Source organism: Streptomyces sp. NPDC033221, from assembly GCF_055577005.1.
Genome location: NZ_JBVIQN010000005.1, coordinates 174,082 through 199,963, shown reverse-complemented (window position 1 = coordinate 199,963; position 25,882 = coordinate 174,082). Strand labels below are relative to the sequence as shown.

The 25,882-nt window shown below is 72.6% G+C and carries 21 protein-coding genes; 15 read left to right on the top strand and 6 right to left on the bottom strand.

The genetic code is table 11. From position 1 onward, the window contains the following. Positions 1–36 precede the first annotated feature (36 nt). Positions 37–1,506 carry an NCS2 family permease gene (locus ACZ53K_RS08545; protein WP_468833014.1) on the top strand — a complete coding sequence of 490 codons (1,470 nt, stop codon included), beginning with the start codon at positions 37–39 and terminating at the stop codon, positions 1,504–1,506. Positions 1,507–1,530: 24 nt separating this feature from the next. Here ACZ53K_RS08545 and ACZ53K_RS08540 read toward each other — a convergent pair whose 3' ends face one another. Further along, positions 1,531–1,719 (bottom strand): ribbon-helix-helix protein, CopG family, encoded by a 189-nt coding sequence (locus tag ACZ53K_RS08540; protein WP_073759267.1) that lies wholly within the window; start codon positions 1,717–1,719, stop codon positions 1,531–1,533. Positions 1,720–1,849: 130 nt separating this feature from the next. On the opposite strand from ACZ53K_RS08540, the gene ACZ53K_RS08535 reads away from it, so the two are divergent. The 3 genes from ACZ53K_RS08535 to thpR all read left to right on the top strand — a co-directional run bounded on the left by ACZ53K_RS08535 (position 1,850) and on the right by thpR (position 4,387). Beyond that, a complete protein-coding gene (locus ACZ53K_RS08535) occupies positions 1,850–2,299 on the top strand; it encodes a MarR family winged helix-turn-helix transcriptional regulator (RefSeq protein WP_468833013.1) in 450 nt (149 codons plus the stop codon). Between the two features lie 29 nt (positions 2,300–2,328). Beyond that, a complete protein-coding gene (locus tag ACZ53K_RS08530) occupies positions 2,329–3,735 on the top strand; it encodes an MFS transporter (protein WP_468833011.1) in 1,407 nt (468 codons plus the stop codon). Between the two features lie 85 nt (positions 3,736–3,820). Then, positions 3,821–4,387 (top strand): RNA 2',3'-cyclic phosphodiesterase, encoded by a 567-nt coding sequence (gene thpR / locus ACZ53K_RS08525; protein ID WP_468833010.1) that lies wholly within the window; start codon positions 3,821–3,823, stop codon positions 4,385–4,387. A 152-nt stretch (positions 4,388–4,539) separates the two neighbouring features. Here the strand turns inward: thpR and ACZ53K_RS08520 are convergent, their stop codons facing one another. Together ACZ53K_RS08520 and ACZ53K_RS08515 are read right to left on the bottom strand one after the other, a co-directional pair. Next, a complete protein-coding gene (locus tag ACZ53K_RS08520; protein WP_468833009.1) occupies positions 4,540–5,541 on the bottom strand; it encodes an aldo/keto reductase in 1,002 nt (333 codons plus the stop codon). Positions 5,542–5,618: 77 nt separating this feature from the next. Beyond that, entirely contained in the window at positions 5,619–6,308 is a 690-nt protein-coding gene (locus tag ACZ53K_RS08515; RefSeq protein ID WP_468833007.1) for a GDSL-type esterase/lipase family protein, read from the bottom strand. Between the two features lie 179 nt (positions 6,309–6,487). Here ACZ53K_RS08515 and ACZ53K_RS08510 point away from each other — a divergent pair, with 179 nt between their 5' ends. Then, positions 6,488–7,504, top strand: coding sequence for a hypothetical protein (locus ACZ53K_RS08510; RefSeq protein WP_468833006.1), 1,017 nt, complete (start codon positions 6,488–6,490; stop codon positions 7,502–7,504). 39 nt (positions 7,505–7,543) lie between these two features. On the opposite strand, the gene ACZ53K_RS08505 is transcribed toward ACZ53K_RS08510, so the two are convergent. Then, entirely contained in the window at positions 7,544–8,308 is a 765-nt protein-coding gene (locus ACZ53K_RS08505; RefSeq protein ID WP_468833004.1) for a TetR/AcrR family transcriptional regulator, read from the bottom strand. Between the two features lie 118 nt (positions 8,309–8,426). On the opposite strand from ACZ53K_RS08505, the gene ACZ53K_RS08500 reads away from it, so the two are divergent. Both ACZ53K_RS08500 and ACZ53K_RS08495 read left to right on the top strand, forming a co-directional pair. After that, positions 8,427–9,509 carry an ATP-binding cassette domain-containing protein gene (locus tag ACZ53K_RS08500; protein ID WP_468833003.1) on the top strand — a complete coding sequence of 361 codons (1,083 nt, stop codon included), beginning with the start codon at positions 8,427–8,429 and terminating at the stop codon, positions 9,507–9,509. Next, entirely contained in the window at positions 9,506–10,336 is an 831-nt protein-coding gene (locus ACZ53K_RS08495) for an ABC transporter permease (protein ID WP_468833002.1), read from the top strand. The genes ACZ53K_RS08500 and ACZ53K_RS08495 overlap by 4 nt, the downstream gene beginning before the upstream one ends. Before the next feature lie 60 nt (positions 10,337–10,396). On the opposite strand, the gene serC is transcribed toward ACZ53K_RS08495, so the two are convergent. Both serC and ACZ53K_RS08485 read right to left on the bottom strand, forming a co-directional pair. Continuing rightward, the gene (gene serC / locus ACZ53K_RS08490; RefSeq protein WP_468833000.1) at positions 10,397–11,515 is read right to left on the bottom strand and encodes a phosphoserine transaminase; all 1,119 of its coding nucleotides are present in this window, start codon (positions 11,513–11,515) and stop codon (positions 10,397–10,399) included. A 17-nt stretch (positions 11,516–11,532) separates the two neighbouring features. After that, a complete protein-coding gene (locus ACZ53K_RS08485; protein WP_468832999.1) occupies positions 11,533–12,552 on the bottom strand; it encodes a helix-turn-helix transcriptional regulator in 1,020 nt (339 codons plus the stop codon). Between the two features lie 102 nt (positions 12,553–12,654). Here ACZ53K_RS08485 and ACZ53K_RS08480 point away from each other — a divergent pair, with 102 nt between their 5' ends. From ACZ53K_RS08480 to ACZ53K_RS08445, 8 genes are all read left to right on the top strand, one after another. Then, positions 12,655–14,064 (top strand): FAD-binding oxidoreductase, encoded by a 1,410-nt coding sequence (locus ACZ53K_RS08480; protein ID WP_468832998.1) that lies wholly within the window; start codon positions 12,655–12,657, stop codon positions 14,062–14,064. A gap of 61 nt (positions 14,065–14,125) precedes the next feature. Then, positions 14,126–17,032: an FAD-binding and (Fe-S)-binding domain-containing protein gene (locus ACZ53K_RS08475; RefSeq protein ID WP_468832996.1), complete on the top strand. Its 2,907-nt coding sequence runs from the start codon at positions 14,126–14,128 to the stop codon at positions 17,030–17,032. 99 nt (positions 17,033–17,131) lie between these two features. Continuing rightward, positions 17,132–18,103 carry an EamA family transporter gene (locus ACZ53K_RS08470; protein WP_468832995.1) on the top strand — a complete coding sequence of 324 codons (972 nt, stop codon included), beginning with the start codon at positions 17,132–17,134 and terminating at the stop codon, positions 18,101–18,103. A gap of 384 nt (positions 18,104–18,487) precedes the next feature. Beyond that, the gene (locus ACZ53K_RS08465) at positions 18,488–19,297 is read left to right on the top strand and encodes a TIGR03084 family metal-binding protein (RefSeq protein WP_468832994.1); all 810 of its coding nucleotides are present in this window, start codon (positions 18,488–18,490) and stop codon (positions 19,295–19,297) included. Then, positions 19,294–21,018: an acyclic terpene utilization AtuA family protein gene (locus tag ACZ53K_RS08460; protein WP_468832993.1), complete on the top strand. Its 1,725-nt coding sequence runs from the start codon at positions 19,294–19,296 to the stop codon at positions 21,016–21,018. Before ACZ53K_RS08465 ends, ACZ53K_RS08460 begins: the two co-directional genes overlap by 4 nt. Next, positions 21,015–22,613, top strand: a complete 1,599-nt coding sequence (locus ACZ53K_RS08455) for an acyl-CoA carboxylase subunit beta (protein ID WP_468832991.1) — start codon at positions 21,015–21,017, stop codon at positions 22,611–22,613. Before ACZ53K_RS08460 ends, ACZ53K_RS08455 begins: the two co-directional genes overlap by 4 nt. Before the next feature lie 6 nt (positions 22,614–22,619). Further along, positions 22,620–24,518, top strand: coding sequence for an acetyl/propionyl/methylcrotonyl-CoA carboxylase subunit alpha (locus ACZ53K_RS08450; protein WP_468832990.1), 1,899 nt, complete (start codon positions 22,620–22,622; stop codon positions 24,516–24,518). A gap of 86 nt (positions 24,519–24,604) precedes the next feature. Beyond that, a complete protein-coding gene (locus ACZ53K_RS08445; RefSeq protein ID WP_468833381.1) occupies positions 24,605–25,774 on the top strand; it encodes an acyl-CoA dehydrogenase family protein in 1,170 nt (389 codons plus the stop codon). Positions 25,775–25,882: the final 108 nt, after the last annotated feature.

The window sequence follows — 25,882 nt, the reverse complement described above, 5'->3', positions numbered from 1 at the left end:
CACGCCCTCCCAGGCCCGTACGACTGAGGTCCGCGCATGTCCCCCTCGGCCACCACGCCGGTCGACGCCGTCCAGAGCCCAGGCCCGCAGCCACCCAAGAACGGTCTCGACCGGTTCTTCAAGATCTCCCAGCGGGGATCGTCGGTCTCCCGTGAGCTGCGCGGCGGTCTCGCCACCTTCTTCGCCATGGCGTACATCGTCGTGCTGAACCCGATCATCCTCGGCGCCGGCCAGGACAAGTTCGGACACCAGCTGGACAACGGTCAGCTGGTCACCGCGACCGCGCTGATGGCCGGTCTGTCCACGATCCTGATGGGCGTCATCGGCAATGTGCCGATCGCCATCGCCGCCGGCCTCGGCATCAACGCCGTCGTCTCCCTCCAGCTCGCCCCCAAGATGAGCTGGCCGGACGCGATGGGCATGGTCGTGCTCGCCGGTCTGATGCTGATGATCCTGGTCGCCTCCGGCCTGCGGCAGCGCGTCATGGACGCGATTCCGAACGGGCTGCGGCGCGCCATCGCGATCGGCATCGGTCTGTTCATCTCGCTGGTGGGCCTGGTCGACGCGGGCTTCGTCACCCGCAACCCGGACGCCGCGCACACCACCGTGCCGCTCGCGCTCGGCCAGGGCGGCCAGCTCCAGGGCTGGCCGGTGCTGGTCTTCGTGGTCGGCCTGGCGCTGATGTTCTGGCTGACCGTACGGAAGACCAAGGGCGCGATCCTGATCGGCATGGTCGTGATGGCGGTCGTCGCGATCGTCATCAACGCCGTCGCCGAGATCCCCGACGCGAGCTGGGGCCTGGCGGTCCCGAACGTGCCGGACAGCCTCGTCGGCGCGCCGGACTTCGGCCTGGTCGGGCAGATCAGCCTGTTCGGCGGGTTCAAGGAGGTCGGCCTGCTGACCGGCTGCCTCTTCGTCTTCACCGTGCTGCTCTCCGGCTTCTTCGACGCGATGGGCACGATCATCGGCGTCGGCGAGGAGGCCGGGCTGACCGACGAGAACGGCAACCTGCCGGGCATGGGCCGCATCCTGATGGTGGACGGCATCGCGGTCGCGGCCGGCGGTGTCGGCTCGGCCTCCGCCAACACCTGCTTCGTGGAGTCCACGGCGGGCGTCGGCGAGGGGGCCCGTACGGGGCTGGCGAATGTGGTGACCGGCGGGCTCTTCCTGCTGGCGCTGATCTTCACGCCGCTGGCGACGGTCGTCCCGTCGCAGGCCGCCACGCCCGCCCTGCTGGTCGTCGGCTTCCTGATCATGGCCGCGAACGTCCGGGACATCGACTGGGGCGACTTCACGGTCGCGATCCCGGCGTTCCTGACGATCATCTCGATGCCGTTCACCTACAGCATCACCAACGGCATCGGCATGGGCGTGCTGGCCTTCATCCTGCTGCGGTCGGCGACCGGCCGCTTCAAGGAGATCCCGTGGCTGCTGAACGTCGTGGGGGTGGCCTTCCTCGTCTACTTCCTGCTCAATCCGATCGAGCAGGTGCTGGGCGTTCACTAGGAGGCGCCCCGTCGGCGGGGCGGTTCAGAGCGGCGGCGCCGCGTAGAACCGCTCCGTCCGGTCCACCGACATCTTGAATCGTTCGTCGAAGTCTTCACGGATGAGCGTCCGGGTCACATAGTCCTGGACGCTCATTCCGCGTTTCGCGGCGTGCTGCCGAAGGCGCTCCAGCAGTTCCCCGTCCATACGCAGGCTGAGCACTCCCGATCCCATACCGCCACGGTCCTCTCACGCCCTGGTCAGGCGGGTCACTTTCCGCTGCGTCCTCACTCGTAAGGGTGATGCGGATGGTTGCGGATGTACGGGCTTTCATTAGAGAGGGTAATGAGTTATGCTAACGAACATGCCGGAACTGTCCCTTGGCGACGAAGCTGCCGCCGACGCCGCCGCCGTGAACGCTCTGCGGTCCGCCGTGATGCGGCTGTCCCGCCGACTCAAGCACCAGCGGGTCGACGAGTCGCTCAGCCCCACCGAGATGTCGGTGCTCGGCACCCTCGCCCGGTGCGGCCACGCCACCCCCGGCGAGCTGGCGCGCAAGGAGCACGTCCAGCCGCCGTCGATGACCCGCATCGTCGCGATGCTGGAGGCCAAGGGCCTGGTCCGGCTCGAACCGCACCCGGACGACCGCCGCCAGAAGGTCGTCACCCAGACCGAACAGGCCGAGGCGATGCTCGAAGAGAGCCGCCGCAAACGCAACGCGTGGCTGAGTGAGCTGGCCTCCGGGCTGGACGAGGACGAGTGGGCCGCACTGCGGACCGCCGCACCCGTACTGGAGAAGCTCGCCCAGCTGTAGAGACCGAGCGCCGAGGAGGCGAACCCACTTTGAGTACGGGATCCGGAGCAGACTCCGCCCCCGCACCGATATCCGACGACTCCACCGTCACCGACGCCGCGACCGCGCCCCCCACAGGCTCCAAGGGCACCGCCGCCGAATCGCGCGGGGGGATGTTCCGTTCGCTGCGCGTCCGAAACTACCGACTGTTCGCCGCCGGCCAGGTCGTCTCCAACACCGGCACCTGGATGCAGCGCATCGCCCAGGACTGGCTGGTCGTCAGCATCACCGGCTCGTCCGCCGCCGTCGGCATCACCACCGCCCTCCAGTTCCTGCCCATGCTGCTCTTCGGGCTGTACGGGGGCGTGATCGCCGACCGGGTCTCCAAGCGCAAGCTGCTGCTGGTCACCCAGGCGTCGATGGGCCTGACCGGCCTGGTGCTGGCCGTACTGACCCTCAGCGGGAACGTCGCCGTCTGGCACGTCTACCTGATGGCCTTCGTACTCGGCCTGATCACCGTCGTCGACAACCCGGCCCGGCAGGCGTTCGTGGTCGAGATGGTCGGCCCGGACGACCTGCGCAACGCCGTCAGCCTGAACTCCGCCAACTTCCAGTCCGCCCGGCTCATCGGCCCCGCCGTGGCCGGTGCGCTGATCACCTCCCTCGGCAGCGGCTGGGCCTTCCTCCTGAACGGCCTGTCCTTCATCGCGCCGCTCGCCGGACTGCTGCTGATGCGCACCGGTGAGCTGCACAAGGTCGACCGTGCCCCGCGCGGCAAGGGCCAGCTCCGGGAGGGCGTGCGCTACGTCGCGGGTCACCCCGAGCTGATCTGGCCGATCGTCCTGGTCGGCTTCATCGGCACCTTCGGCTTCAACTTCCCGATCTGGCTGACTGCCTTCGCCGACAAGGTCTTCCACGGCGCCGCCGGCATGTACGCCTGGTTCAACGGCCTGATGGCGGCCGGTTCGCTGGCGGGCGCGCTGCTCGCGGCCCGGCGCGGCACCTCGCGGCTGCGGCTGCTGGTGGGCGCGGCGCTGCTGTTCGGCGCCCTGGAGATGGCCGCGGCCCTCTCCCCGGGCGTCTGGATCTTCGGGGCGCTGCTGGTCGTCCTCGGCGTCGTCGGTCTGACGATCAACGTCACGGCCAACTCCAGCGTGCAGATGGCGACCGACCCGCTGATGCGCGGGCGGGTGATGAGCCTGTTCATGATGGTCTTCATGGGCGGTACGCCGCTGGGCGCGCCCCTGGTCGGCTGGGTCACCGACGCGTACGGCGCCCGGCTCGGCTTCCTCGCGGGCGGTGTGGTCTCCGCCCTGGCGGCGGCCGGCGTCGGCCTGATGCTGACCCGTGCGGGCGGCCTGCGGGTCCGGATCGACCTGCGGCGCGGGCACCAGCACGTACGGTTCGTGCCGCGCGAGCGGGACGGCGAACCGGAGCGGCTGGCCGCGGCGGCCTGAGGCAGGTGCACGGCGGCCGGGGCCGGGGACGCGAGCGCACCGCGGCCCCGGCCCCGCCCGTCACCCCGTGCGCGACACTGACCGCATGAGACTCTTCGCCGCCGTACTGCCGCCCGAGGCCGCCGTCGACGAACTCGACGCCCGGGTACGCCGGTTGCGGGCGCTGCCCGACGCAGGCCGGCTGCGCTGGACCGGGCGGCCCGGCTGGCACTTCACCCTCGCGTTCTACGGCGAGGTGCCCGACGCCACCCTCCCCGAGCTGCACGAACGGCTGGCGCGGGCCGCACGGCGGCACGAACCGTTCCCGCTCGCCCTCAAGGGCGGCGGGCGCTTCGCCGACCGGGTGGTGTGGGCCGGGGCCGACGGCGGCCTGCCCGCCCTGCGCAAGCTGGCGGACTCGGCCACCGCGGCCGCCCGCCGGGCCGGGGTGGAGATGTCCGGCCACCGCCCGTACACCCCGCACCTGACCGTCGCGCGCAACCGCGCGGAAGCCCTCGACATCGACCCGTTCGTCGAGGGTCTGGCGGACTTCGCGGGCGGCGCGTGGACGGTACGGGAGCTGGCCCTCGTACGCAGCCGCCTGCCGGTCTCCGGGGCGGCGGGCGAGCAGCCCCGGTACGAGACGGTGGCGGCCTGGCCGCTGGGCAGGTGAGCGGTCCGGTTACGCTCGAAGGGTGGACCCCAAAACCCGTAACCGGATCATGTCCGGCCTGTTCGCCGTGCTGCTCGTCGTCGTGATCGTGGCGGCCGCCCTGCGCTGAGCACGCCGGACGGCCCCACGCCCCCGCGGCGGCTCACCTCACCTCACCAGGCGAACGCCTCCGGCGACGGCCCGGTGCCGGGGAAGATCTCGTCCAGCGACTCCAGCAGCCCGGACGGCAGCTCCAGCTCGACGGCGCGCAGCGCGCTGTCGAGCTGCTCGGTGGTACGCGGACCGACTATCGGCCCCGTCACACCGGGCCGGGTGAGCAGCCAGGCCAGCGCGACCTCGCCGGGCTGCAGCCCGTGCTTGTCGAGCAGGGCTTCGTAGGATTCGATCTGCGCGCGGATCGCGGAGTTCGCCAGCGCGCCGGCCGAGCGGCCCCCGTTCGTGCGGGCTCCGCCGCCGCCCTCGCGTTCCTTGCGTACGGCGCCGCCGAGCAGGCCGCCGTGCAGCGGCGACCACGGGATGACGCCGAGGCCGTAGGACTGCGCCGCCGGGATCACCTCCATCTCGGCGCGGCGCTCCGCGAGGTTGTACAGGCACTGCTCGCTGACCAGGCCGAGCGAGCCGCGGCGCGCGGCGGCCTCGTTGGCCTGCGCGATGTGCCAGCCGGCGTGGTTGGACGACCCGGCGTACAGGATCTTGCCCTGCTGCACCAGGACGTCGATGGCCTGCCATATCTCGTCCCACGGCGTGTGCCGGTCCACGTGGTGGAACTGGTAGAGGTCGATGTAATCGGTGTTCAGCCGCTTGAGGCTGGCGTCCACCGCCCGCCGGATGTTCAGCGCGGAGAGGCGGTCGTGGTTGGGCCAGACCTGCCCGCCGTCGCCGCCCATGTTGCCGTAGACCTTCGTGGCGAGCACGGTCTTGTCGCGGCGGCCGCCGCCCTGGGCGAACCAGGAGCCGACGATCTCCTCGGTGCGGCCCTTGTTGTCGCCCCATCCGTAGACGTTGGCGGTGTCGAAGAAGTTGACGCCCGCGGCGAGCGCGGCGTCCATGATGGCGTGGCTGTCGGCTTCGTCCGTCTGGGGGCCGAAGTTCATGGTGCCGAGGACGAGTCGGCTGACCTTGAGTCCGGTGCGTCCGAGCTGCGTGTACTCCATGGGGCCTTAGCCAACGCCTTGGAGTGCGCTCGAATCAAGGAGTACGCAGCGCCAGGCGGGCCGCCCTTGGCGACACCTCAGGCGTCCGCGGGCGCGTAGCGGGCACCCACGTCCCACGCCTGGTGCAGGGCGTCCGCGAAGGCCGCCGCGAGCAGGTGCTCACCCGAGGCGGAGGGGTGCGTCCCGTCGTAGGTGTCCCGGTGCAGGTCGTAACCGTCCGGGTGGGAGGCCAGCAGCAGCGGCGAGGAGGGGGTCGACAGCTCGGCGACCGCCTTGGCCAGCAGTTCGTTGAAGCGCTCGCACTCGGCGGCGAAGGGGGCGTCGGACAGGGCGCGGGTGTTCGGGATGACCGGCAGCAGCACGGCCCGTACGCCCGCGTCGGCGGCCCGCGCCTCCGCGACGAAGCGGTGGACGTTCGCGGCGGTCTGCGCCGCGTCCGTGTAGAAGCCGAGGTCTATCAGCCCGAGCGAGACCAGCAGCGTGTCGGCCTTGTGCTTGCGCACCGCGTCGCCGATCAGCGGCGCCATGTGGCACCAGCCCTCGCCCCACCCGGCCAGGTGGCGCCGGGCGCGCTCGGGGAAGTCCGGATCGCGGTAGGCGTGCGAGACCGCCGAGTCGGCGGTCACGTCGTGCAGCTCGGTACGCGGTCCGACGATGCGGTAGGGGCCGCCGTAGGTCCGGTTCAGGTGCTGCCACATCCGGTAGCGCCATGTGAAGTCACCGGCGCTGCCGATCGTCATCGAGTCACCGACGAACATCACACGCATACGACCTCCCGGCCGCCCGGCCCGGGCGCGCCGGAGTGCGCTGTCGGGGTGGTCATGCGGAGATCCTATGGAGCCGGGCGGCGGGGCCGTCGGGCGGGGCGGGCCGGTGCCCGGCGGGCGCGGCCCCCGATAAGAGGCCGGGCCACACCGACACGTTTCCGAAATGGGAGGCTGTGCCCATGCGTTCGCTACTGTGCGCGGCCGGGGCCGCGGGAATACTGCTGTTCGCGGCGGCCGGACCGGCATCGGCCGACGGCGGGGCAGGCGACGAGGGGTTCACCATCGCCGACCCGCGGATCAAGGAGTCCAGCGGCCTGGCGGCCAGCCGGGCGCACCCCGGCGTCTACTGGACCCACAACGACAGCGACGACGGCCCGTACGTCTACGCCGTGGACGGCCGCACCGGCCGCACCGTCGCGACCGTCACCCTGCGCGGCATCGGCGACCCGCGCGACGTGGAGGCGATCTCGGTCGGCCCGGACGGCAACGTCTACGTCGGTGACATCGGCGACAACCTCGGCGGCACCTGGAACCACGTATGGATCTACCGCTTCCCCGAGCCGAAGCAGCTGCGCGACCAGACCGTCACCGCGGCTCAGCTCACGGTCGGGTACGACCAGGGCCCGCGCGACGCCGAGGCGATGATGGTGCACCCCAAGACCGGCCGGGTCTACATCGCCAGCAAGAAGAAGAGCGGCGGCGCGGCCCTGTACGAGGGCCCCGAACGGCTGGCGGCGCGCGGCACCAACACCTTCCGCCGGATCGCGGACATCGACCAGTGGGTGACGGACGGCGCGTTCTCGCCGGACGGCACCCGGCTGTTGCTGCGCGGCTACTTCGGCGCGGAGATGTACCGCTGGGAGGGCGGACGCCCCAAGGACATCGGAAGCGTGGGCGTACCGCTGCAGATGCAGGGCGAGTCGGTGACCTTCACCCCCGACGGCCGGACACTGCTGTTCGGCTCGGAGGGCAGGGCCAGCCGCGTACAGCCGGTGGGCCTCAGCGGGGACCAGCTGCCGGAGTCGGCGAAGGGTTCCGACGGGAAGGACGGCGACGCGGGCTCCGGCAAGGGGGACGCGGCCGGCGGGGGCCGGGACGAGGCAGGCAAGAACAACAACATGCTGCTGGCGGCGGCGACGTTCGGCGTGGGGGCGGTGGTGGTGCTGGCGCTGCGGCGGGTGTTCCGACGCAAGTGAGCCTGCCGGGCGCCCGCTCTCCGGCGGGCGCCGTCCTCGTCAGCCGCGCTTCTCGATGTACGCGGCGAAGCCGTCGAGCAGGCGTCCCAGGCCCAGTTCGAACGCCGCGTCGCCGGTGTCGTCGTCCGTGTCGGCGGCGAAGGTGTCCTCGGACAGCTGGGCGAGGTAGGGGTAGCGGCCGCTCTCCATCGCCCGCGTCAGTACGGGTTCCTGCGTCTTCCACCACGCGTCGTCGCTGATGCCGGTGCGCTTCTCGGCCATCGCCGAGTTCAGGCGGGTGCGGGCGGCGCCCGCCACGTAGCCCTCCACGGTCATCAGCATCCGGATCTTCTCCCGGTCGGGGAGGTCGAGGCCGGACAGCCCGCGCAGGGTGGACTCCAGGCCGTCCAGGGAGTTGGGGCCGAGCAGCGGGCGCGTCTGGTCGATCTGGAGCAGCCAGGGGTGGCGGTGGTGGAGCTGCCAGTTGGCGCGCGCGACGGTTTCCAGGACGGTGCGCCAGCCGGCTTCGGGGCCGGGGAAGTCCGTGGGGTCGAATTCGACGATCTTGTCGAGCATCAGGTCCAGCAGCTCGCCCTTGCCCGGGATGTAGCGGTAGAGGGACATGGTGCCGACGCCCAGTTCGGTGGCGACCCGGCGCATCGAGACGGCGGCGATGCCCTCGGCGTCGGCGACCGTGACCGCCGCGGTGACGATCCGGTCGAGGGTCAGGCCGGGCTTGGGTCCGCGGCTGGGCCGTTCGCCGGTGCCCCAGAGCAGCTCCATGCTGCGTGCCGCGTCGCCGCTGCCGCTGTGTTCTGTCGTCATGGTGCGCTCAGTGTAAGCCGCCGCGAAAAAACTGGGTGCGGTGTACGCCAAACCGAGTACGGTGTACGGGTAACTGGGTACGTCGTACTCTATTAATGGCGGGAAGGACGGGGGACACATGCGCACATCCGAGGCGGCGGTCCTGGCGGAGGGCCTGGCGAAGCGGTACGGGGACAAGCGGGCGCTCGACGGCTTCGACCTCGCCGTACGGCGCGGCAGCGTACAGGGCCTGCTCGGCCCCAACGGCGCGGGCAAGACCACCGCCGTACGCATCCTGGCGACGCTGCTGCGCCTGGACGGCGGACGGGCGACGGTCGCCGGACACGACGTGGCGCGCGAGCCGCACGCCGTACGCAAGCGGATCGGCCTGGCCGGGCAGTACGCCGCCGTCGACGAGATCCTGACCGGGCGGCAGAACCTGGAGATGTTCGGCCGGCTCTTCCACCTCGACGGACGGCGGGCGCGGACCCGCGCCGACGAACTGCTGGCGCGCTTCGGCCTGTCCGACGCGGCCGGCAAGCAGGTCAAGGCCTACAGCGGCGGCCTGCGGCGGCGCCTGGACCTGGCGTCCAGCGTGCTGCTCGCGCCCGAGGTGCTGTTCCTGGACGAGCCGACCACCGGACTCGACCCGCGCAGCCGCAACGAGGTCTGGGAGACCGTACGGGACCTGGTCACGGGCGGTACGACCGTCCTGCTCACCACGCAGTACCTCGACGAGGCCGACCAGCTCGCCGACCGGATCGCGGTCATCGACCACGGCCGGACCATCGCGGACGATACGCCGGACGGGCTCAAGCAGGGCATCGGTGGCGACCGCGTCCAGGTGGTGCTGCGCGACGCCGTGGAGCTGCCGCGGGCGGCGGCGATCGTGGCACGGGTGGCCGCGGACGGTGCCGTGCCGGACACGGACGTGGCGGAACGGCGGGTCGGCGCGCCGGTGACGGACGGCGTGGCGGCGCTCACCGAGGTGGCGCGGGCGCTCCAGGACGCTGGGGTGGGCGTGGCGGACATCGGGCTGCGGCGGCCGACGCTGGACGAGGTGTTCCTGCGGCTGACGGGCCACCGTACGGCGGACGGGGCCGGGAGCGACGGTACGGACGGGGAAGGGGGCACGGACGGGGAAGGGGACGCGGGCCGCACAGGGGACGGCCCGCGTACCCCTTCCGCCGGCGCCGCACACCGGACGGAGGCCGCCGTATGAGCACCCACACCGCCGGCACCCCCGCGCCGCCCGGAGAGCGGCGCCTGTACTGGGCCTTCGCCGACTGCTGGACCATCGTCCGCCGTGACCTCACCCACCTCGTCAAGCAGCCGGTCAACATCGCCTGGCAGCTGGGCTTCCCGATCGTCTCCGTCCTGCTCTTCGTCTATGTCTTCGGCAGTGCGATGGACGTCGGCGGCGAGGGCTCCTACCGGGACTACGCCATGCCCGGCATGTTCGCCATGACGATGGCCTTCGGCTTCATGAACACCGCGATGCTGGTCGCGGTGGACAAGGACCGGGGTGTCACCGACCGGTTCCGTTCGATGCCGATGGCGCGTTCGGCGGTGGTCAGCGGCCGGGGTGTGGCGGACGTGTGCGGCGCGGCGCTGGGCCTCGCGGTACTGGCGGCGATCGCCGTCGTCGTCGGCTGGCGTTCGGACGGCGGTGCGCTCGCCACCGTGGCCGCTTTCGCCCTGCTGCTCCACCTGCGCTTCGCGCTCATCTGGGTGGGGGTGCTGCTGGGGCTGCTGGTACCCAACCAGGAAGCGGCGGGCGGGCTGTTCGCGCTGGCCTTCCCGTTCGGCATGATCTCCAGCGTCTTCACGCCGCCGTCGATGATGCCGGACTGGCTGGGCGCGATCGCGATGTGGAACCCGGTCTCCTCGACGGCGAACGCCGTCCGTGAGCTGTTCGGGCGCCCGGGCGCGAGCGGCGGCAGCTGGATCGAGGAGCACGCCCTGCTGATGGCGGCCGTCTGGCCGCTCGTACTGACCGCGGTCTTCCTGCCGCTGGCGGTACGCCGCTTCCAGCGCCTCAGCCGCTGAACGACGGCCGGGCCCCGGCGGGTTCGTCCCGCCGGGGCCCGGTCACGCAGAGCGTGGTCCCTACAGCTTGCCGATCACGTGGTCGATGCAGGCGGTCAGCGCCTCGACGTCCGCCGGGTCGATCGCCGGGAACATCGCCACCCGCAGCTGGTTGCGGCCCAGCTTGCGGTACGGCTCGGTGTCGACGATGCCGTTGGCGCGCAGCGCCTTGGCGACGGCGGCCGCGTCGATCTCGTCGTCGAAGTCGATGGTGCCGATGACCTGGGAGCGCTTGGCCGGGTCGGTGACGAACGGCGTCGCGTACTTGGAGTCCTCGGCCCAGCCGTACAGCGTGCGCGAGGAGGCCGCGGTGCGCCGCACCGCCCAGTCCAGGCCGCCCTGGCCGTTGATCCACTCCAGCTGCTCGTTGAGCAGGAAGAGGGTGGACAGGGACGGGGTGTTGTACGTCTGGTTCTTCAGCGAGTTGTCGATCGCCGTCGGCAGCGAGAAGAACTCCGGAATGTGCCGGCCGGAGGCGTGGATGCTCCGGGCGCGCTCCAGGGCGGCGGGGGAGAAGACGCCGATCCACAGGCCGCCGTCGGAGGCGAAGGACTTCTGCGGCGCGAAGTAGTAGACATCGGTCTGCGCGATGTCCACGGGCAGGCCGCCCGCGCCGGAGGTGGCGTCCACCAGCACCAGGGAGCCGGCGTCCGCGCCCGCCACGCGCTGGATGGGGGCGGCGACACCGGTGGAGGTCTCGTTGTGGGTGAGGGCGTAGACGTCCACGCCTTCCTCCGCCTTCGGCTCCGGGTGGCTGCCCGGGTCGGCGGCGACCGTCGTGGGCTCGGCCAGCCACGGCGCCAGCTTGGCGGCCTTGGCGAACTTGGAGGAGAACTCGCCGAAGGTCAGGTGCTGGGACTTGTTCTCGATCAGGCCGTGGGTCGCGATGTCCCAGAACGCGGTGGAACCACCGTTTCCGAGGACGACCTCGTAGCCCTCGGGGAGCTGGAACAGCTCACGTACGCCGTCGCGGACCGCGCCGACCAGGTTCTTGACCGGTGCCTGGCGGTGGGACGTACCGAGAAGGGAACTTCCGGTGGCGGCGAGGGCGTCGAGCGCCTCCGTACGCACCTTGGAGGGGCCCGCGCCGAAGCGACCGTCGGCGGGCTTGATGTCAGCGGGAATCTGGATATCAGCCACGGGCGAAGCGTAATCCGTCACGGGCCGGGTTCAGGACCAGGGTCCACCGGGTGAGACGGAACGGACGCCGCCGTTCGGGGCGCGTCCGTGTACAGGGCGGTGACCGAGGCGGCGGCCCGCGCCAGCTCCTCGCGGGCCTCCGGCGGCCCCAGCACCTCCAGCGACGCCGCGAACTGGAGCAGCTGGCGCACCGCGCGCAGCTCCTGAAATGCCAGTTCGACCGTCACCCAGGTCCCCTCGGTGTCCTCCGGCGGCTCCACCAGCGCCGACCCGATGATGCGGACGAACAGGTCCAGACGGGACCGGAGCACCCGGGCCGTCACCCGCAGCCCCGCCGGCCGGGTCTCCACCTGCCGCCGCAGCGCTTCCCACGCGTCGGCCAGTTCCACGCCGTCGCGGCGCTGGACGGGCGTGTCGAGCACCGTGGCCGCGACTACCCGGTCGGCCCGGAACAGCCGGGCGCGCCGCCGCCGGTCCGCGACGAGGTACCAGGTCCCGGCCTTGGAGACGAGCCCGTACGGATCGACGGTGTACGTACGCGGCTCGGCCTCGCCGCCGTGCCGGTACCGCAGGCGCAGCCGCCGGTCGGCGAAGACCGCGGTGTGCAGGGCGTCCAGGTCCACGGCCGGCCGCGGCCCCGACAGCCAGCGGCCGGGGTCGACCAGGATGCGGCGGCTGGTCAGCTCGGCGGCGGGCCGGTGCGGCGCGGGCAGCGCGGCCATCACCTTGCGCAGCGCCGACCCGAGCGCGCCGTCCAGCCCGAGCGCGTGGTGCGCCCCCTCGGCGGCCAGCACGAACAGGGCCCGCGCCTCGTCGGTGGTCAGCCCCGTCACATCCGTACGGAACCCGGGCAGCAGCGCGATCCCGCCGTGCCGCCCCCGCTCCGCGTACACCGGCACGCCCGCCGCCGACAGCGACTCGACGTCGCGGTAGATCGTCCGTACGGACACCTCCAGCCGGCCGGCCAGCTCGGCGGCGGGCACCCGGCCGCGGGTCTGGAGGAGCAGGAGGATCGAGAGGAGGCGGTCGGACTTCACGTGGCCAGTCTTCCGGATGGTGGGACGGAGACGACGAGCCGGGAAATGACGGGACGGAAAAGTTGACGGACGGTGTCAGGTTATGGCGGCAGAGTCCCGGCCATGGACACCTCGTACCGCACCGTTCCCGCAGTTTCCGCCGCCGTCTCCGCCGTCCCCGCCGAGCCGGCCGCCCCCGCCCTCGCCCCCACCTCCTCCGCCGACCTGGCGGCCCAGATCGCCGGCATCGTCCTCGTCCCCGGTGACGAGGGTTACGACGCGGAGCGCTCCGGCTTCCAGACCGGGCACCGGCACCGGCCGTCGGTGATCGTCGGCGCGGCGGGGGCGGCCGACGTCGTGGCGGCGGTGCGCTGGGCCCGCGCCCGCGGGCTGCCGGTCTCCGTGCAGTCGACCGGGCACGGCCTGGCGGCGGCCACCGACGGCGGGTTGCTGATCAGCACGCGCCGGATGGACGAGGTGCGCGTCGACGCGGCGGCCCACACCGCGTGGGCCGGGGCAGGCGCGCTGTGGGCCGACGTGATCGAGGAGGCCGCGCCGTACGGACTGGCGCCGGTGAACGGGTCGTCGCCCGGCGTGGGGGTCGTGGGCTACACGCTCGGCGGCGGGCTGGGCATCCTGGGCCGGGAGTTCGGCTACGCGTCGGACCGTGTCCGGCTGGTGGAACTGGTCACCGCCGACGGCGAGTTGCGCCGCGTCACGCCGGAGCACGACGCCGGGCTGTTCCGGGCGCTGCTCGGCGGCGGCCACGGCCTGGGCGTGGTGACCGGCCTGGAGTTCGGGCTGGTGCCGGTGGAGCGGGTGTACGGCGGCCAACTGGTCTTCGGCGCCGACCTGATGGACGAGGCGCTGGCCGCGTACCTGACCTGGACCGAGGGCCTGCCGGACACGCTGACCTCGTCGGTCGGACTGATCGCGTACCCGGACATCCCGGCGATGCCCGGCCACCTGCGCGGGCGCTACCTCGCGCAGATCCGGATCGCGTACACGGGGACGGCGGAGGAGGGGGAGCGGCTGGTCGCGCCGCTGCGCGCGGTCGGGCCGCGGGTGGCCGACACGCTGCACGACATGCCATACACCGAGTCGCGCACCATCCACCAGGACCCGGAGACACCGCACGCCTACGACGGTGACAGCGTCCTGCTCAGCGGCCTGGACGCGGCGGCGCTGCGCGAGGTGGCCGCGCTGACCGGGCCGGGCGCCCCGCTGATGACCGTGGTGCAGCTCAACCACCTCGGCGGGGCGCTCGCCACGGGCGGCGGCTCCGTCGGCCACCGGGACGCGCGGTACCTGCTGCGCCTGCTGTCGCCGCTGGACGGCACGGACATCGGGTCCGTACGGGCCCTGCACGAGGAGGTGCGGGCGGTGTTGGCGTCGCGTGCGGTCGGCCGCAGCGTCAACTTCCTGTTCGGTGATCACGGTGACAAGGCGGCCGACGCGTACGGGCGGGATGCGTACGGGCTGCTGGCCGAGGCCAAGGCGGCGTACGACCCGGCGAACCTGTTCCGGGCGTAGCCGCGCCGGGCGGCGGGGGAACGGGAGGGAGTGCCCCCGGCCGAGTGGGCAGGCTGGGGGCATGGCTGATCGTACGGAGACACGCGGGACGCGGAACAGCACACAGGGCGGGACGCCGGACGGCGGGGCACCGGGCGACGGAACGCGGGACCTGGCCCGGGAGTTGGCGGACGCCGTGCGCGGAGAGGTCTCCCTCGCCGCCGGGGACCGCGCGCTCATGACGATGGACGCCTCCAACTACCGCCGCGTGCCACGGGCCGTGGTCGCGCCGCGGGACGCGGAGGACGTCGCCGCCGCCCTGCGGGTGTGCCGCGAGCGCGGCGTGCCGGTGGTGCCGCGTGGCGGCGGGACGAGCATCGCCGGGCAGGCCACCGGCGTCGGCGTGGTGCTGGACTTCACCCGGCACCTGCGGCGGATCAAGGAACTGGACCCCGGGTCCGCCACGGCGGTCATCCAGCCCGGCGTGCTCCTCGACGACCTGCGGGCGGCGGCCGGCGCGCACGGCCTGACCTTCGGCCCCGACCCGTCCACGCACAGCCGCTGCACCCTCGGCGGCATGATCGGCAACAACTCCTGCGGCTCGCACTCGGTGGCGTGGGGCACCACCGCCGACAGCGTGCGCGAGCTGGAGGTGCTGACGTACGGGGGAGAGCGGCTGCGCGCCGGACGCGGCATGGCGGCCCTGGACGCGCTCCCGCAGCGGCTGCGGGACGGCGTACGAACGCTCATCGACGGCGACTTGGCCCTGCTCCGCACCGGCTACCCCGACCTCCCACGCCGCATCTCCGGTTACGCGCTGGACGCCCTCCTCCCCGAGGAGGGCACCGACCTGGCGCGGGCGCTCACCGGCAGCGAGGGCACCCTCGGCGTGCTGACCGAGGCCACCGTCGCGCTGGTCAGGCCACCCGCCGCCAAGGTGCTGGCGGTGCTCGGTTACGAGGACGAGAGCGCGGCGGCCGAGGCGGCGCACACCCTGCTCCCGTACTCACCACTGACCGTCGAGGGCATGGCGGCCGACCTGGTGGGCAGCGCGGCGGGCCTGCCCAAGGGCGGTGCCTGGCTGTTCGTCGAGATGGGCGGCGACGAGCCCGGCGAGGCGCTGGCGCGCGCCGAGGAGCTGTGCCGGGGCGCGGGCGCGGCGACGACCGGCCACACGGTCGTCACCGACCCGGCGCGGCAGCGCGCCCTGTGGCGGGTGCGCGAGGACGCGTCCGGCACCGCGACCCGGATGCCGGACGGCTCGGAGGCGTGGCCCGGCTGGGAGGACTGCGCCGTGCCGCCGCAGCGCCTCGGCGCCTACCTGCGCGACTTCCGTGCCCTGCTGGCCCAGTACGGCCTGCGCGGCACGCCGTACGGGCACTTCGGCGACGGCTGCATCCACGTCCGTATCGACTTCGACCTGCTGACCGCCCCCGGCATCCGCCGCTTCCGGGAGTTCTCCGGTGACCTGGGCGACCTGGTCGTCGCGCACGGCGGCTCGCTCTCAGGGGAGCACGGCGACGGGCAGGCGCGCGCCGAACTGCTGCCCAAGATGTACGGCACCGAGCTGGTCGGCCTCTTCGAACGCTTCAAGGACCTGTGGGACCCGGCGGGCGGTCTGAACCCCGGCATGCTCGTCCGCCCGCACCGGATGGACGACAACCTGCGCTTCGCGCCGCTGCCGAAACGCCCGGTGGACGTGGAGTTCGGCTACCCGCACGACAGCGGCGACTTCTCGGCAGCCGTACGCCGCTGCGTGGGCGTCGCCAAGTGCCGCGCCACCGCCCCCACCCCCTCGGCCGTCATGTGCCCGTCGTACCGCGCCACCGGCGAGGAACGGCACTCCACCCGGGGCCGCGCCCGGCTGCTGCACGAGATGCTGGCCGGGGAAGTGATCACCGACGGCTGGCGTTCCGAGGAGGTACGGGACGCGCTGGACCTGTGCCTGTCCTGCAAGGGCTGCCGCAGCGACTGCCCGGTGGGCGTGGACATGGCCACGTACAAGGCCGAGTTCCTGCACCACCACTACGCCGGGCGGCTGCGGCCCGCCGCGCACTACTCGATGGGCCGCCTGCCGCGCTGGCTGCGCGCGGTGGCTCCCGTCGCGCCGTTGCTCAACGCCCTGGCCCGGACACCGGTGGCGGCTGTGGGCAAACGCCTCGGCGGCATCGCACCACAGCGGACGATTCCGGAGCTCGCCTCCGAACCCTTCACACGGTGGTGGGCGAAGCGGACAGCGCCCCAGTCGGCGCCCGCGGGCCCGACCGCCCTCCTGTGGCCGGACACCTTCACCAACTACCTCGCCCCCGAAGTCGGCCGCGCCGCCGTCCACGTTCTGGAGACCGCCGGGCTCTCCGTGCGGCTGCCTCCCGCCGGGCGCCGCGGTCGTCCCCTCTGCTGCGGCCTGACCTGGGTCTCGACCGGCCAGCTCGACCAGGCGCGCACGGTCATGCGCCGTACGGTCGACGCCCTCGACCCGCTGCTCGCGGACGGCACCCCGCTCACCGTCCTCGAACCGAGCTGCGCGGCGGCCCTCCGCACCGACCTCCCCGAACTCCTCTCCGACGACCCGCGCGCCGCCCGGCTGGCCGCGTCCGTGCGCACCTTCGCCCAGACCCTGGAGGACCGGGCCCCCACCTGGGAGCCGCCGCGCATCGACCGTCCCGCCGTCGGCCAGACCCACTGCCACCAGCACGCCGTACTCGGCGAAGCGGCCGAACAGCGCCTGCGGGCGCGCGCCGGACTGGACGGCGGGCTGAGCGGCGGCTGCTGCGGCCTGGCCGGAAACTTCGGATTCGAGCGCGGCCACTACGACGTATCCGTGGCCTGCGCCGAAGAACAGCTCCTGCCATCCGTACGGGAAGCCGCGCCCGGCACCGAAATCCTCGCGGACGGCTTCTCCTGCCGCACCCAGATCGGCCAGCTCACCGACCGGCGGGCCCGGCACCTGGCGGAGGTGCTGGCCGAGGCGCTGCGACAGCGGGACTGAAACAGCGGAATGTCGCATTCCGTATCTTCTGCCCGCACGGCATAACGCCAGGTGAACATCACATTCCCCGGCGGGGGAGGCGGGCCGTAGCGTGGGCGTGTGAACGAGTCGCGCCACGAGCCCAGCAGCCTGCCGCCCATACCCCCGGTGCCGGAACCGGTCCCGGCCCCCGGGGCGGTCCCGGCCTCCCCCGAGGTCCGCGCCGCCGAGCGGAACGCGGCGGCGAGCGGGCGCCTGACGTCCGTCGCGCTGGTCATCGGCGGCATCATCTCGCTGCAGTTCGGCGCCTCGGTCGCGGTGCTGCTCTTCCCGCGGGCCGGCGCGCTCGGCGTGGTCACCCTCCGCCTGGTCGTCGCCGCACTCGTCCTGATGATCGTCTGCCGCCCGAGGACGCGCGGCTACACCCGCGGCGACTGGGCCACCATCCTCGCCTTCGGCGTCGCCCTGGTCGCCATGAACTCCCTCTTCTACGAGGCGATCGACCGCATCCCCCTGGGCGCCGCCGTCACACTGGAGTTCATGGGCCCGCTGATCCTGTCGGTGGTCACCTCACGGCGCGCGCTGAGCCTGCTCTGGGCGGCACTCGCACTGGGCGGCGTGGCCCTGCTCGGCCGGGAGGGCTTCGACGGCCTGGACCCGCTCGGCGCCGGCCTCGCACTCGCGGCAGGCGCCCTGTGGGCCGCGTACATCCTCCTGTCCTCCCGCACCGGCCAGCGATTCCCCCAAGCGGACGGCCTGGCCCTGGCCATGTCGGTGGCAGCCGTACTGAGCCTCCCACTCGGCATCACCACCGCCGGCACGGCCCTGCTGGACCCGGCCACCATCGGCCTGGGCGCCGCCGTCGCCCTGCTGTCCTCGGTCACGCCGTACACCCTCGAACTCCTCGCCCTGCGCAAACTCCCCGCCTCCGGCTTCGCCGTCATGATGAGCCTGGAGCCCGCCGCGGGGGCCCTGGCCGGCTTCCTGGTCCTGCACCAGGCACTGGGCTGGGCGGAGATCGCGGCGATCGGGCTGGTGGTGCTGGCGAGTGTGGGGGCGGTACGGAGTACGGGCGGGGCCGGGAACAACTGAGCTTGTTCTTGGGTGTCGTGCCCGTCGTGACTGCCCGTCGTGACTCCAAGCAGGCCGACGGGCCCGAGCTCCGGTTCACCTCTCCTTCGTTCGCTGAGTTCCTCCACGCTGTCAAGGACGGAGTGTTCGGCTCCTGAGGACTCCGTTCTGCCTTGGAAGACCCAACGCCCCGGCTCCTCTGGGATAACCGGGGCGTTGCTCGTGCCTTGGATGGACGCCGCCCAGTAGGCCGGCCCGCGCGCACCCTGGACCACCCCGCCCAGAAAATCATGCAGGCGTGCTTGATTGTTTCTGTCCGTCCTGTCACGCTCGGACCCGCAACCCGCACCGCATGAGTCAACGTGCCCTGCCCGTACGGCAGATGGCTGACGAGGGGAGTGCCGCGTGTCCGACGCCGATGCCGTGCTGGCGGATCTGAGGGACGAAGGGGACGCGCTCGACGCGCTGGTCGGTGGGCTGGAGGCGGAGGGGTGGGCGTTGCCGACGCCGGCCGAGGGGTGGACCGTTGCTCATCAGGTCGGGCATCTGGCCTGGACCGATCGGCAGGCACTGTTGTCCGCGACGGACCCTGTTGCCTTCCAGGAGGCGGTGCAAAGGGCTCTCGCCTCGCCTGCGACGTTCGTTGATGAGGGTGCGGAGGAGGAGGCCCAGGCGCCCCCTGCCCAACTGCTCGCGCGCTGGCGGGAAGGGCGGGCCGAGTTGCAGGACGTGCTCGCCGCGCGGCCCGCTGGGGAGAAACTGCCGTGGTACGGGCCGCCGATGAGCGTTGCCTCGGTGGCGACCGGGCGGCTGATGGAGACCTGGGCGCACGGGCAGGACATCGCCGACGCGCTCGGTGTGACGCGCGAGCCGACCGCCCGGCTGCGGCATGTGGCTCGCATCGGTGTGCGGGCACGGAATTTCGCGTACGCGGCCAATGGGCTGCCTGCTCCGGAGGAAGAGTTCAGGGTTGAGCTGCGCGCCCCCGGCGGTGGCACCTGGGCGTACGGGCCGGAGGACGCGGCGCAGCGGGTCACCGGTGACGCCCTCGGGTTCTGTCTGCTGGTGACGCAGCGCGCCCACCGCGATGACGTGGATGTACGGGCCGAAGGGGTGGACGCGGACCGCTGGCTCAGCATCGCCCAGGCGTTCGCGGGTCCGCCGGGCAAGGGCCGTGAGCCGGGCGGGAGTGGGGGCCGGGAGGGCTCCCGGTGACCGGCGAGGGGGGCGTGCTGCGGGTCGGCAATGCTTCCGGGTTCTACGGTGACCGTTTCGACGCCGTACGCGAGATGCTCACCGGCGGTCCGCTCGACGTGCTGACCGGCGATTACCTCGCCGAGTTGACCATGCTCATCCTGGGCCGCGACCGGCTCAAGGACCCCACGCGCGGCTATGCGAAGACGTTTCTGCGACAGGTGGAGAAGTGCCTGGGACTGGCCGTCGAGCGTGGGGTGCGGATCGTCACCAATGCCGGGGGGCTCAATCCGGCCGGGCTGGCCGACGCCGTACGGGAGGTGGCGGAGCGGGCCGGCGTGGCGGTGCGGGTGGCGCATGTGGAGGGTGACGACCTGATGGCCCGGTACGGCGGGCGTGCGGGCGTGCTGACCGCCAACGCCTACCTGGGCGGCGGAGGCATCGCCGCGTGCCTGCGGGCCGGCGCCGACGTGGTCGTGACCGGCCGGGTCACGGACGCCGCGCTGGTCAGCGGGGCGGCGGCGGCCCACTTCGGCTGGACGTCGGACGATCACGACCAGCTGGCGGGCGCGGTCGTCGCGGGGCATGTCCTGGAGTGCGGTACGCAGGCCACCGGCGGCAACTATTCCTTCTTCGCCGACCGTGACTTCCCCGCCGCCCACGGCCTGCGCCGCCCCGGCTTCCCGCTCGCCGAGATCGCCGCCGACGGCTCCTCGGTGATCACCAAGCATCCGGGCACGGGCGGCGCGGTGACCGTCGGCACCGTCACGGCCCAGTTGCTGTACGAGACGGCGGGCGCGCGGTATCCGGGGCCGGACGTGACGGCACGGCTGGACACCGTACGGCTGACGCAGGACGGCCCGGACCGGGTGCGGATCGACGGGGTGCGCGGCGAGGCGCCGCCGCCGACGCTGAAGGTCGGCCTGACCCGTCTCGGCGGCTGGCGCAACGCGGTCACGTTCGTGCTGACCGGGCTGGACATCGAGGCCAAGGCCGTGCTCGTACGGGACCAGATGGAGGCCGCTTTCGACGCGGCCGAGCGCCGCCCGGCCAGCGTGGAGTGGTCGCTGGCCCGGACCGATCACGCGGATGCCGCTGTTCAGGAGGAGGCGAGCGCGCTGCTGCGACTGGTGGTGCGGGACGCCGACCAGGACGCGGTGGGCCGGGTGGTCAGCGGGGCGGCGGTCGAGCTGGCGCTCGGGAGCGTGCCCGGGTTCCACGTGACGGCGCCGCCGGGCAAGGGGGAGCCGTACGGGGTCTTCGAGGCGGAGTTCGTGGATGCGGCGGATGTGGCACACATCGCCGTGCTCTCGGATGGCAGTCGCGCGGAGGTGCCGCCGGCCGCGGGGACCCGTGAGGTGGTGCCGCTGTCCGAGCCCGTCCTCCCCGAACCGCTCGCGCACGACGGGCGGTTGCGCCGCGCGCCCCTGGGGCTGGTGGCCGGTGCCCGCAGCGGTGACAAGGGCGGCTCGGCGAACGTCGGCGTGTGGGCCCGTACGGACGCGGCGTGGCGCTGGCTGGCGCACGAGCTGACCGCCGAGCGGCTGCGCGAGCTGCTTCCGGAGGCCGTGGACCTGCCCGTCACCCGCCACGTCCTGCCCCGTCTGCACTCCCTGAACTTCGTGATCGACGGCCTGCTCGGTGCGGGCGTCGCCTCGCAGGCCCGCTTCGACCCGCAGGCCAAGGCCGTGGGGGAGTGGCTGCGCGCCCGTCACCTGGACATACCGGAGGTGTTGCTGTGACCGTGCTCGGCAGCCGGCTGGACCCGACAGGGCCCGAGTACGCGGCCAACCGCGAGACGATGCTCGCCAAGCTGGCGGAGATCGACGCGGAACACGCCAAGGCGATCGGCGGGGGCGGCGCGAAGTACGTCGAGCGGCACCGCACACGCGGCAAGCTGCTCGCCCGCGAGCGCATCGAGCTGCTCCTCGACCCGGACACGCCGTTCCTCGAACTGTCGCCGCTGGCCGCCTGGGGCAGCGACTATCCGGTGGGCGCGTCCCTGGTCACCGGCATCGGCGTCATCGAGGGCGTGGAGTGTTTGGTCACGGCCAACGACCCGACCGTACGGGGTGGGGCCAGCAACCCCTGGACGCTGAAGAAGGCCCTGCGCGCCAACGAGATCGCCTTCGCCAACCGGCTGCCCGTCGTCTCCCTCGTCGAGTCCGGCGGCGCGGACCTGCCCAGCCAGAAGGAGATCTTCATTCCGGGCGGCGCGCTGTTCAGGGACATCACCCGGCTGTCGGCCGCCGGTATCCCCACCGTCGCCGTGGTGTTCGGCAACTCGACCGCCGGCGGCGCGTACATCCCCGGCATGTCCGACCACGTGATCATGGTCAGGGAGCGGGCGAAGGTCTTCCTCGGCGGGCCGCCGCTGGTCAAGATGGCCACCGGCGAGGAGAGCGACGACGAGTCGCTGGGCGGCGCCGAGATGCACGCCCGTACGTCCGGACTCGCCGATCACTTCGCGCTGGACGAGCCGGACGCGCTGCGGCAGGCTCGCCGCGTCGTGGCCCGGCTGAACTGGCAGAAGGTACACGGAGATCCGGGTCCGGCCGCGCCGCCCACGTACGACGAGGACGAGCTGCTGGGCATCGTCTCCGGCGACCTCAAGGCGCCCTTCGACCCGCGCGAGGTCATCGCCCGCATCGTGGACGGCTCGGACTTCGACGAGTTCAAGCCGCTGTACGGGCCCTCGCTCACGACCGGGTGGGCCCGGCTGCACGGCTACCCGGTCGGCATCCTCGCCAACGCGCAGGGCGTGCTGTTCAGCGCGGAGTCGCAGAAGGCCGCCCAGTTCATCCAGCTCGCCAACCAGCGCGACATCCCGCTGGTCTTCCTGCACAACACCACCGGCTACATGGTCGGCAAGGAGTACGAGCAGGGCGGCATCATCAAGCACGGCGCGCAGATGATCAACGCGGTGTCCAATTCGAAGGTCCCGCACCTGTCGGTCTTGATGGGCGCTTCGTACGGCGCCGGGCATTACGGCATGTGCGGCCGCGCCTACGACCCGCGCTTCCTGTTCGCCTGGCCCAGCGCCAAGTCCGCCGTGATGGGTCCGCAGCAGCTGGCCGGGGTGCTGTCGATCGTGGCGCGCGCTTCCGCCGCCGCCAAGGGGCAGCCGTACGACGACGAGGCCGACGCCGGGCTGCGCGCCATGGTCGAGCAGCAGATCGAGTCCGAGTCGCTGCCGATGTTCCTGTCCGGGCGGCTGTACGACGACGGCGTCATCGACCCGCGCGACACCCGAACCGTCCTCGGCCTGTGCCTGTCGGCCCTGCACACCGCCCCCGTCGAGGGCGCGCGCGGCGGCTTCGGCGTCTTCCGGATGTGAGAACCAGTGATCTCTTCCCTCCTCGTCGCCAACCGTGGCGAGATCGCCCGCCGCATCTTCCGCACCTGCCGGGAGCTGGGCATCGCCACGGTGGCCGTGTATTCCGACGCGGACGCCGACGCGCCGCACGTCCGCGAGGCCGACGCTGCCGTACGCCTCCCGGGCAACGCGCCCGCCGACACCTACCTGCGCGGCGACCTGATCGTGAAGGCCGCTCACGCCGCCGGTGCCGATGCCGTCCACCCGGGCTACGGCTTCCTCTCCGAGAACGCCGGGTTCGCCGCCGCCGTCGCCGACGCGGGCCTGACCTGGATCGGGCCGCCGCCCGCCGCCATCGAGGCGATGGCCTCCAAGACGCGGGCCAAGGAACTGATGGGCGCGGCCGGAGTGCCGCTGCTCGCCCCGGTCGATCCGGAGCGGGCCACCGAAGCCGATCTGCCGCTGCTGGTGAAGGCGGCGTCGGGCGGCGGGGGGCGCGGCATGCGCGTCGTACGGAGGCTTGAAGATCTCCCCGGTCAGCTGGCGGCGGCGCGGGCCGAGGCCGCGGCGGCCTTCGGGGACGGCGAGGTGTTCGCCGAGCCGTACGTCGTCGGCGGGCGGCATGTCGAGGTGCAGGTCCTCGCCGACGCGCACGGGTCTGTGTGGACGCTCGGCACCCGCGACTGTTCGCTTCAGCGCCGCCACCAGAAGGTGATCGAGGAGGCCCCCGCTCCCGGGCTCTCCGACGAGCTGCGCGCCACCCTGCACACGGCCGCCGCCGACGCCGCCCGCACCATCGGCTACCGCGGCGCGGGCACCGTCGAATTCCTCGTCTCCGCCACCGGTCACGCCCACTTCCTGGAGATGAACACCCGCCTCCAGGTCGAGCACCCGGTCACCGAGGCCGTGTACGGCGTTGATCTGGTCGCTCTGCAAGTGCGGGTGGCCGAGGGGGAAGCGCTGCCGGACGAGCCGCCCGCGCCGCGCGGTCACGCCGTCGAGGCGCGGCTGTACGCGGAGGACCCGGCCGCGGACTGGCAGCCGCAGACCGGCACGCTGCACCACCTCTCCGTGCCCGGCGGGGTCCGTCTCGACTCCGGTGTGGCGGACGGCACGGTCATCGGCGTCCACTACGACCCGATGCTCGCCAAGGTCATCGCCTGGGCGCCGAGCCGCTCCGAGGCCGTACGCAAGCTGGCGGGAGCGCTGGAGCGGGCCCGCGTACACGGTCCGGTCACCAACCGCGACCTGCTCGTACGGTCCCTGCGCCACCCGGAGTTCGCCACTGCGACGGGCCTGGACACCGGCTTCTACGGCCGCAATCTCGACGCCCTCACGACGGCTCCCGACGCGACGGCCACCGGCCTGTGCGCGCTGGCCGCCGCCCTCGCCGACGCACACGGCCGGTCCCGCTTCGGCGGCTTCCGCAACGTACCGTCGCAGCCGCAGACCAAGACGTACGGCTGCGGCGGCACCGAGCACGAGATCCGCTACCGCGTCGGCCGCGACGGCCTGCACGCCGAGGACTTCCCCGGCGTACGGCTGCTGTCGGCCGCGCCCGGCGACGTCGTGCTGGAAGTGGACGGTGTACGGCGCGCGTTCACCGTCGCCCGCCACGGCGACCGGGTGTACGTCGACTCCGCCGCCGGCTCCCGTACCCTCACCGCCCTGCCCCGCTTCCCCGACCCCGACGCGCGCACCGAACCCGGCTCGCTGCTCGCCCCCATGCCCGGCACCGTCGTCCGCGTCGCGGACGGCCTGGCCGAGGGCGACCGCGTCGAGGCCGGAGCCCCGCTGCTCTGGCTGGAGGCGATGAAGATGGAACACAAGATCACCGCACCCGCCTCCGGCACGCTGACCGCCCTGCACGTCAAGGCCGGTCAGCAGGTCGAGGTCGGCACGCCGCTGGCCGTCGTGACCGCATGAGGCAGTCACCGCATGAGGCAGCGGCTCCGACGGTCTGCACCCCGAGTGACGTCCTCCCCCTCGAAGGAGTCCCCGTGAGCACCTCCGTGAGCACCCCCGTGATCGAAACCGACGAACACCGCGCCCTCCGCGCGTCCGTCGCCGCGCTCGGCAAGCGCTACGGACGCGAGTACTTCGCCCGTGTCGTCGCCGAGGGCAGGCACACCGACGAGCTGTGGGCCGAGGCCGCCAAGCTCGGCTACCTGGGCGTCAACCTGCCCGAGGAGTACGGCGGCGGGGGCGGCGGCATCGCCGAACTCTCCATAGTGCTCGAAGAGCTGGGCGCGGCCGGCTGCCCGCTGCTCATGCTCGTCGTCTCACCTGCCATCTGCGGCACCGTCATCGCCCGCTTCGGCACCGAGGACCAGAAACAGGCCTGGCTGCCCGGCCTCGCCGACGGCTCCCGCAAGATGGCCTTCGGCATCACCGAGCCGGACGCCGGCTCCAACTCGCACCGCATCACCACCACCGCCCGCCGCGACCCGGCCACCGGCGAGTGGGTCCTCAACGGGCGCAAGGTCTTCATCTCGGGCGTGGACATCGCGGAGGCCACGCTGATCGTCGGCCGTACCGAGGACGCCCGTACCGGCAAGCTCAAGCCGTGTCTGTTCATCGTCCCGCGCGACACCCCGGGCTTCGGGCGCAGCCAGATCTCCATGGAGCTGGCCGCTCCGGAGAAGCAGTTCGAGCTGACGCTGGACGATGTACGGCTGCCTGTGGACGCGCTCGTCGGCGAAGAGGATGCCGGGCTGCTCCAGCTGTTCGCCGGGCTCAACCCCGAGCGCATCATGACCGCCGCCTTCGCCCTCGGCATGGGCCGTTACGCGGTCGAGCGGGCCGTTGACTACGCCCGTACCCGGCAGGTCTGGAAGGAGCCCATCGGCGCCCACCAGGCCGTCGCCCACCCCCTCGCCCAGGTCCACATCGAACTGGAACTGGCCCGCCTGATGATGCAGAAGGCCGCCCACCTGTACGACGCGGGCGACGACATGGGCGCGGGCGAGGCCGCCAACATGGCCAAGTACGCGGCCGCCGAAGCGGCCGTCAAGGCCGTGGACCAGGCGGTGCACACCCTCGGCGGCAACGGTCTGACCCACGAGTACGGCCTCGCCGCCCTGATCACCGCGGCCCGCGTCGCACGGATCGCCCCCGTCAGCCGGGAGATGATCCTCAACTTCGTCTCCCACCAGAGCCTCGGACTGCCGAAGTCCTACTGACCGGCCGCGCGCGGCATCGCGGTCGCCGTACTGACAACCGCACCGGTAACCGCGATGCTGCACGCACACGGACAGGCGCCCGCCCGCGGCCCGCACCGGCCCCGACGA

What these genes read in the sequence shown, in the direction of transcription:
- ACZ53K_RS08500 (WP_468833003.1), top strand. Translation starts at nt 8,427, where the DNA reads ATGCGCACATCCGAGGCGGCGGTCCTGGCGGAGGGCCTGGCGAAGCGG.
- ACZ53K_RS08505 (WP_468833004.1), bottom strand. Translation starts at nt 8,308, where the DNA reads ATGACGACAGAACACAGCGGCAGCGGCGACGCGGCACGCAGCATGGAG.
- ACZ53K_RS08510 (WP_468833006.1), top strand. Translation starts at nt 6,488, where the DNA reads ATGCGTTCGCTACTGTGCGCGGCCGGGGCCGCGGGAATACTGCTGTTC.
- ACZ53K_RS08475 (WP_468832996.1), top strand. Translation starts at nt 14,126, where the DNA reads ATGGCTGATCGTACGGAGACACGCGGGACGCGGAACAGCACACAGGGC.
- ACZ53K_RS08480 (WP_468832998.1), top strand. Translation starts at nt 12,655, where the DNA reads ATGGACACCTCGTACCGCACCGTTCCCGCAGTTTCCGCCGCCGTCTCC.
- ACZ53K_RS08515 (WP_468833007.1), bottom strand. Translation starts at nt 6,308, where the DNA reads ATGCGTGTGATGTTCGTCGGTGACTCGATGACGATCGGCAGCGCCGGT.
- ACZ53K_RS08540 (WP_073759267.1), bottom strand. Translation starts at nt 1,719, where the DNA reads ATGGGATCGGGAGTGCTCAGCCTGCGTATGGACGGGGAACTGCTGGAG.
- ACZ53K_RS08535 (WP_468833013.1), top strand. Translation starts at nt 1,850, where the DNA reads ATGCCGGAACTGTCCCTTGGCGACGAAGCTGCCGCCGACGCCGCCGCC.
- thpR (WP_468833010.1), top strand. Translation starts at nt 3,821, where the DNA reads ATGAGACTCTTCGCCGCCGTACTGCCGCCCGAGGCCGCCGTCGACGAA.
- ACZ53K_RS08545 (WP_468833014.1), top strand. Translation starts at nt 37, where the DNA reads ATGTCCCCCTCGGCCACCACGCCGGTCGACGCCGTCCAGAGCCCAGGC.
- ACZ53K_RS08495 (WP_468833002.1), top strand. Translation starts at nt 9,506, where the DNA reads ATGAGCACCCACACCGCCGGCACCCCCGCGCCGCCCGGAGAGCGGCGC.
- ACZ53K_RS08520 (WP_468833009.1), bottom strand. Translation starts at nt 5,541, where the DNA reads ATGGAGTACACGCAGCTCGGACGCACCGGACTCAAGGTCAGCCGACTC.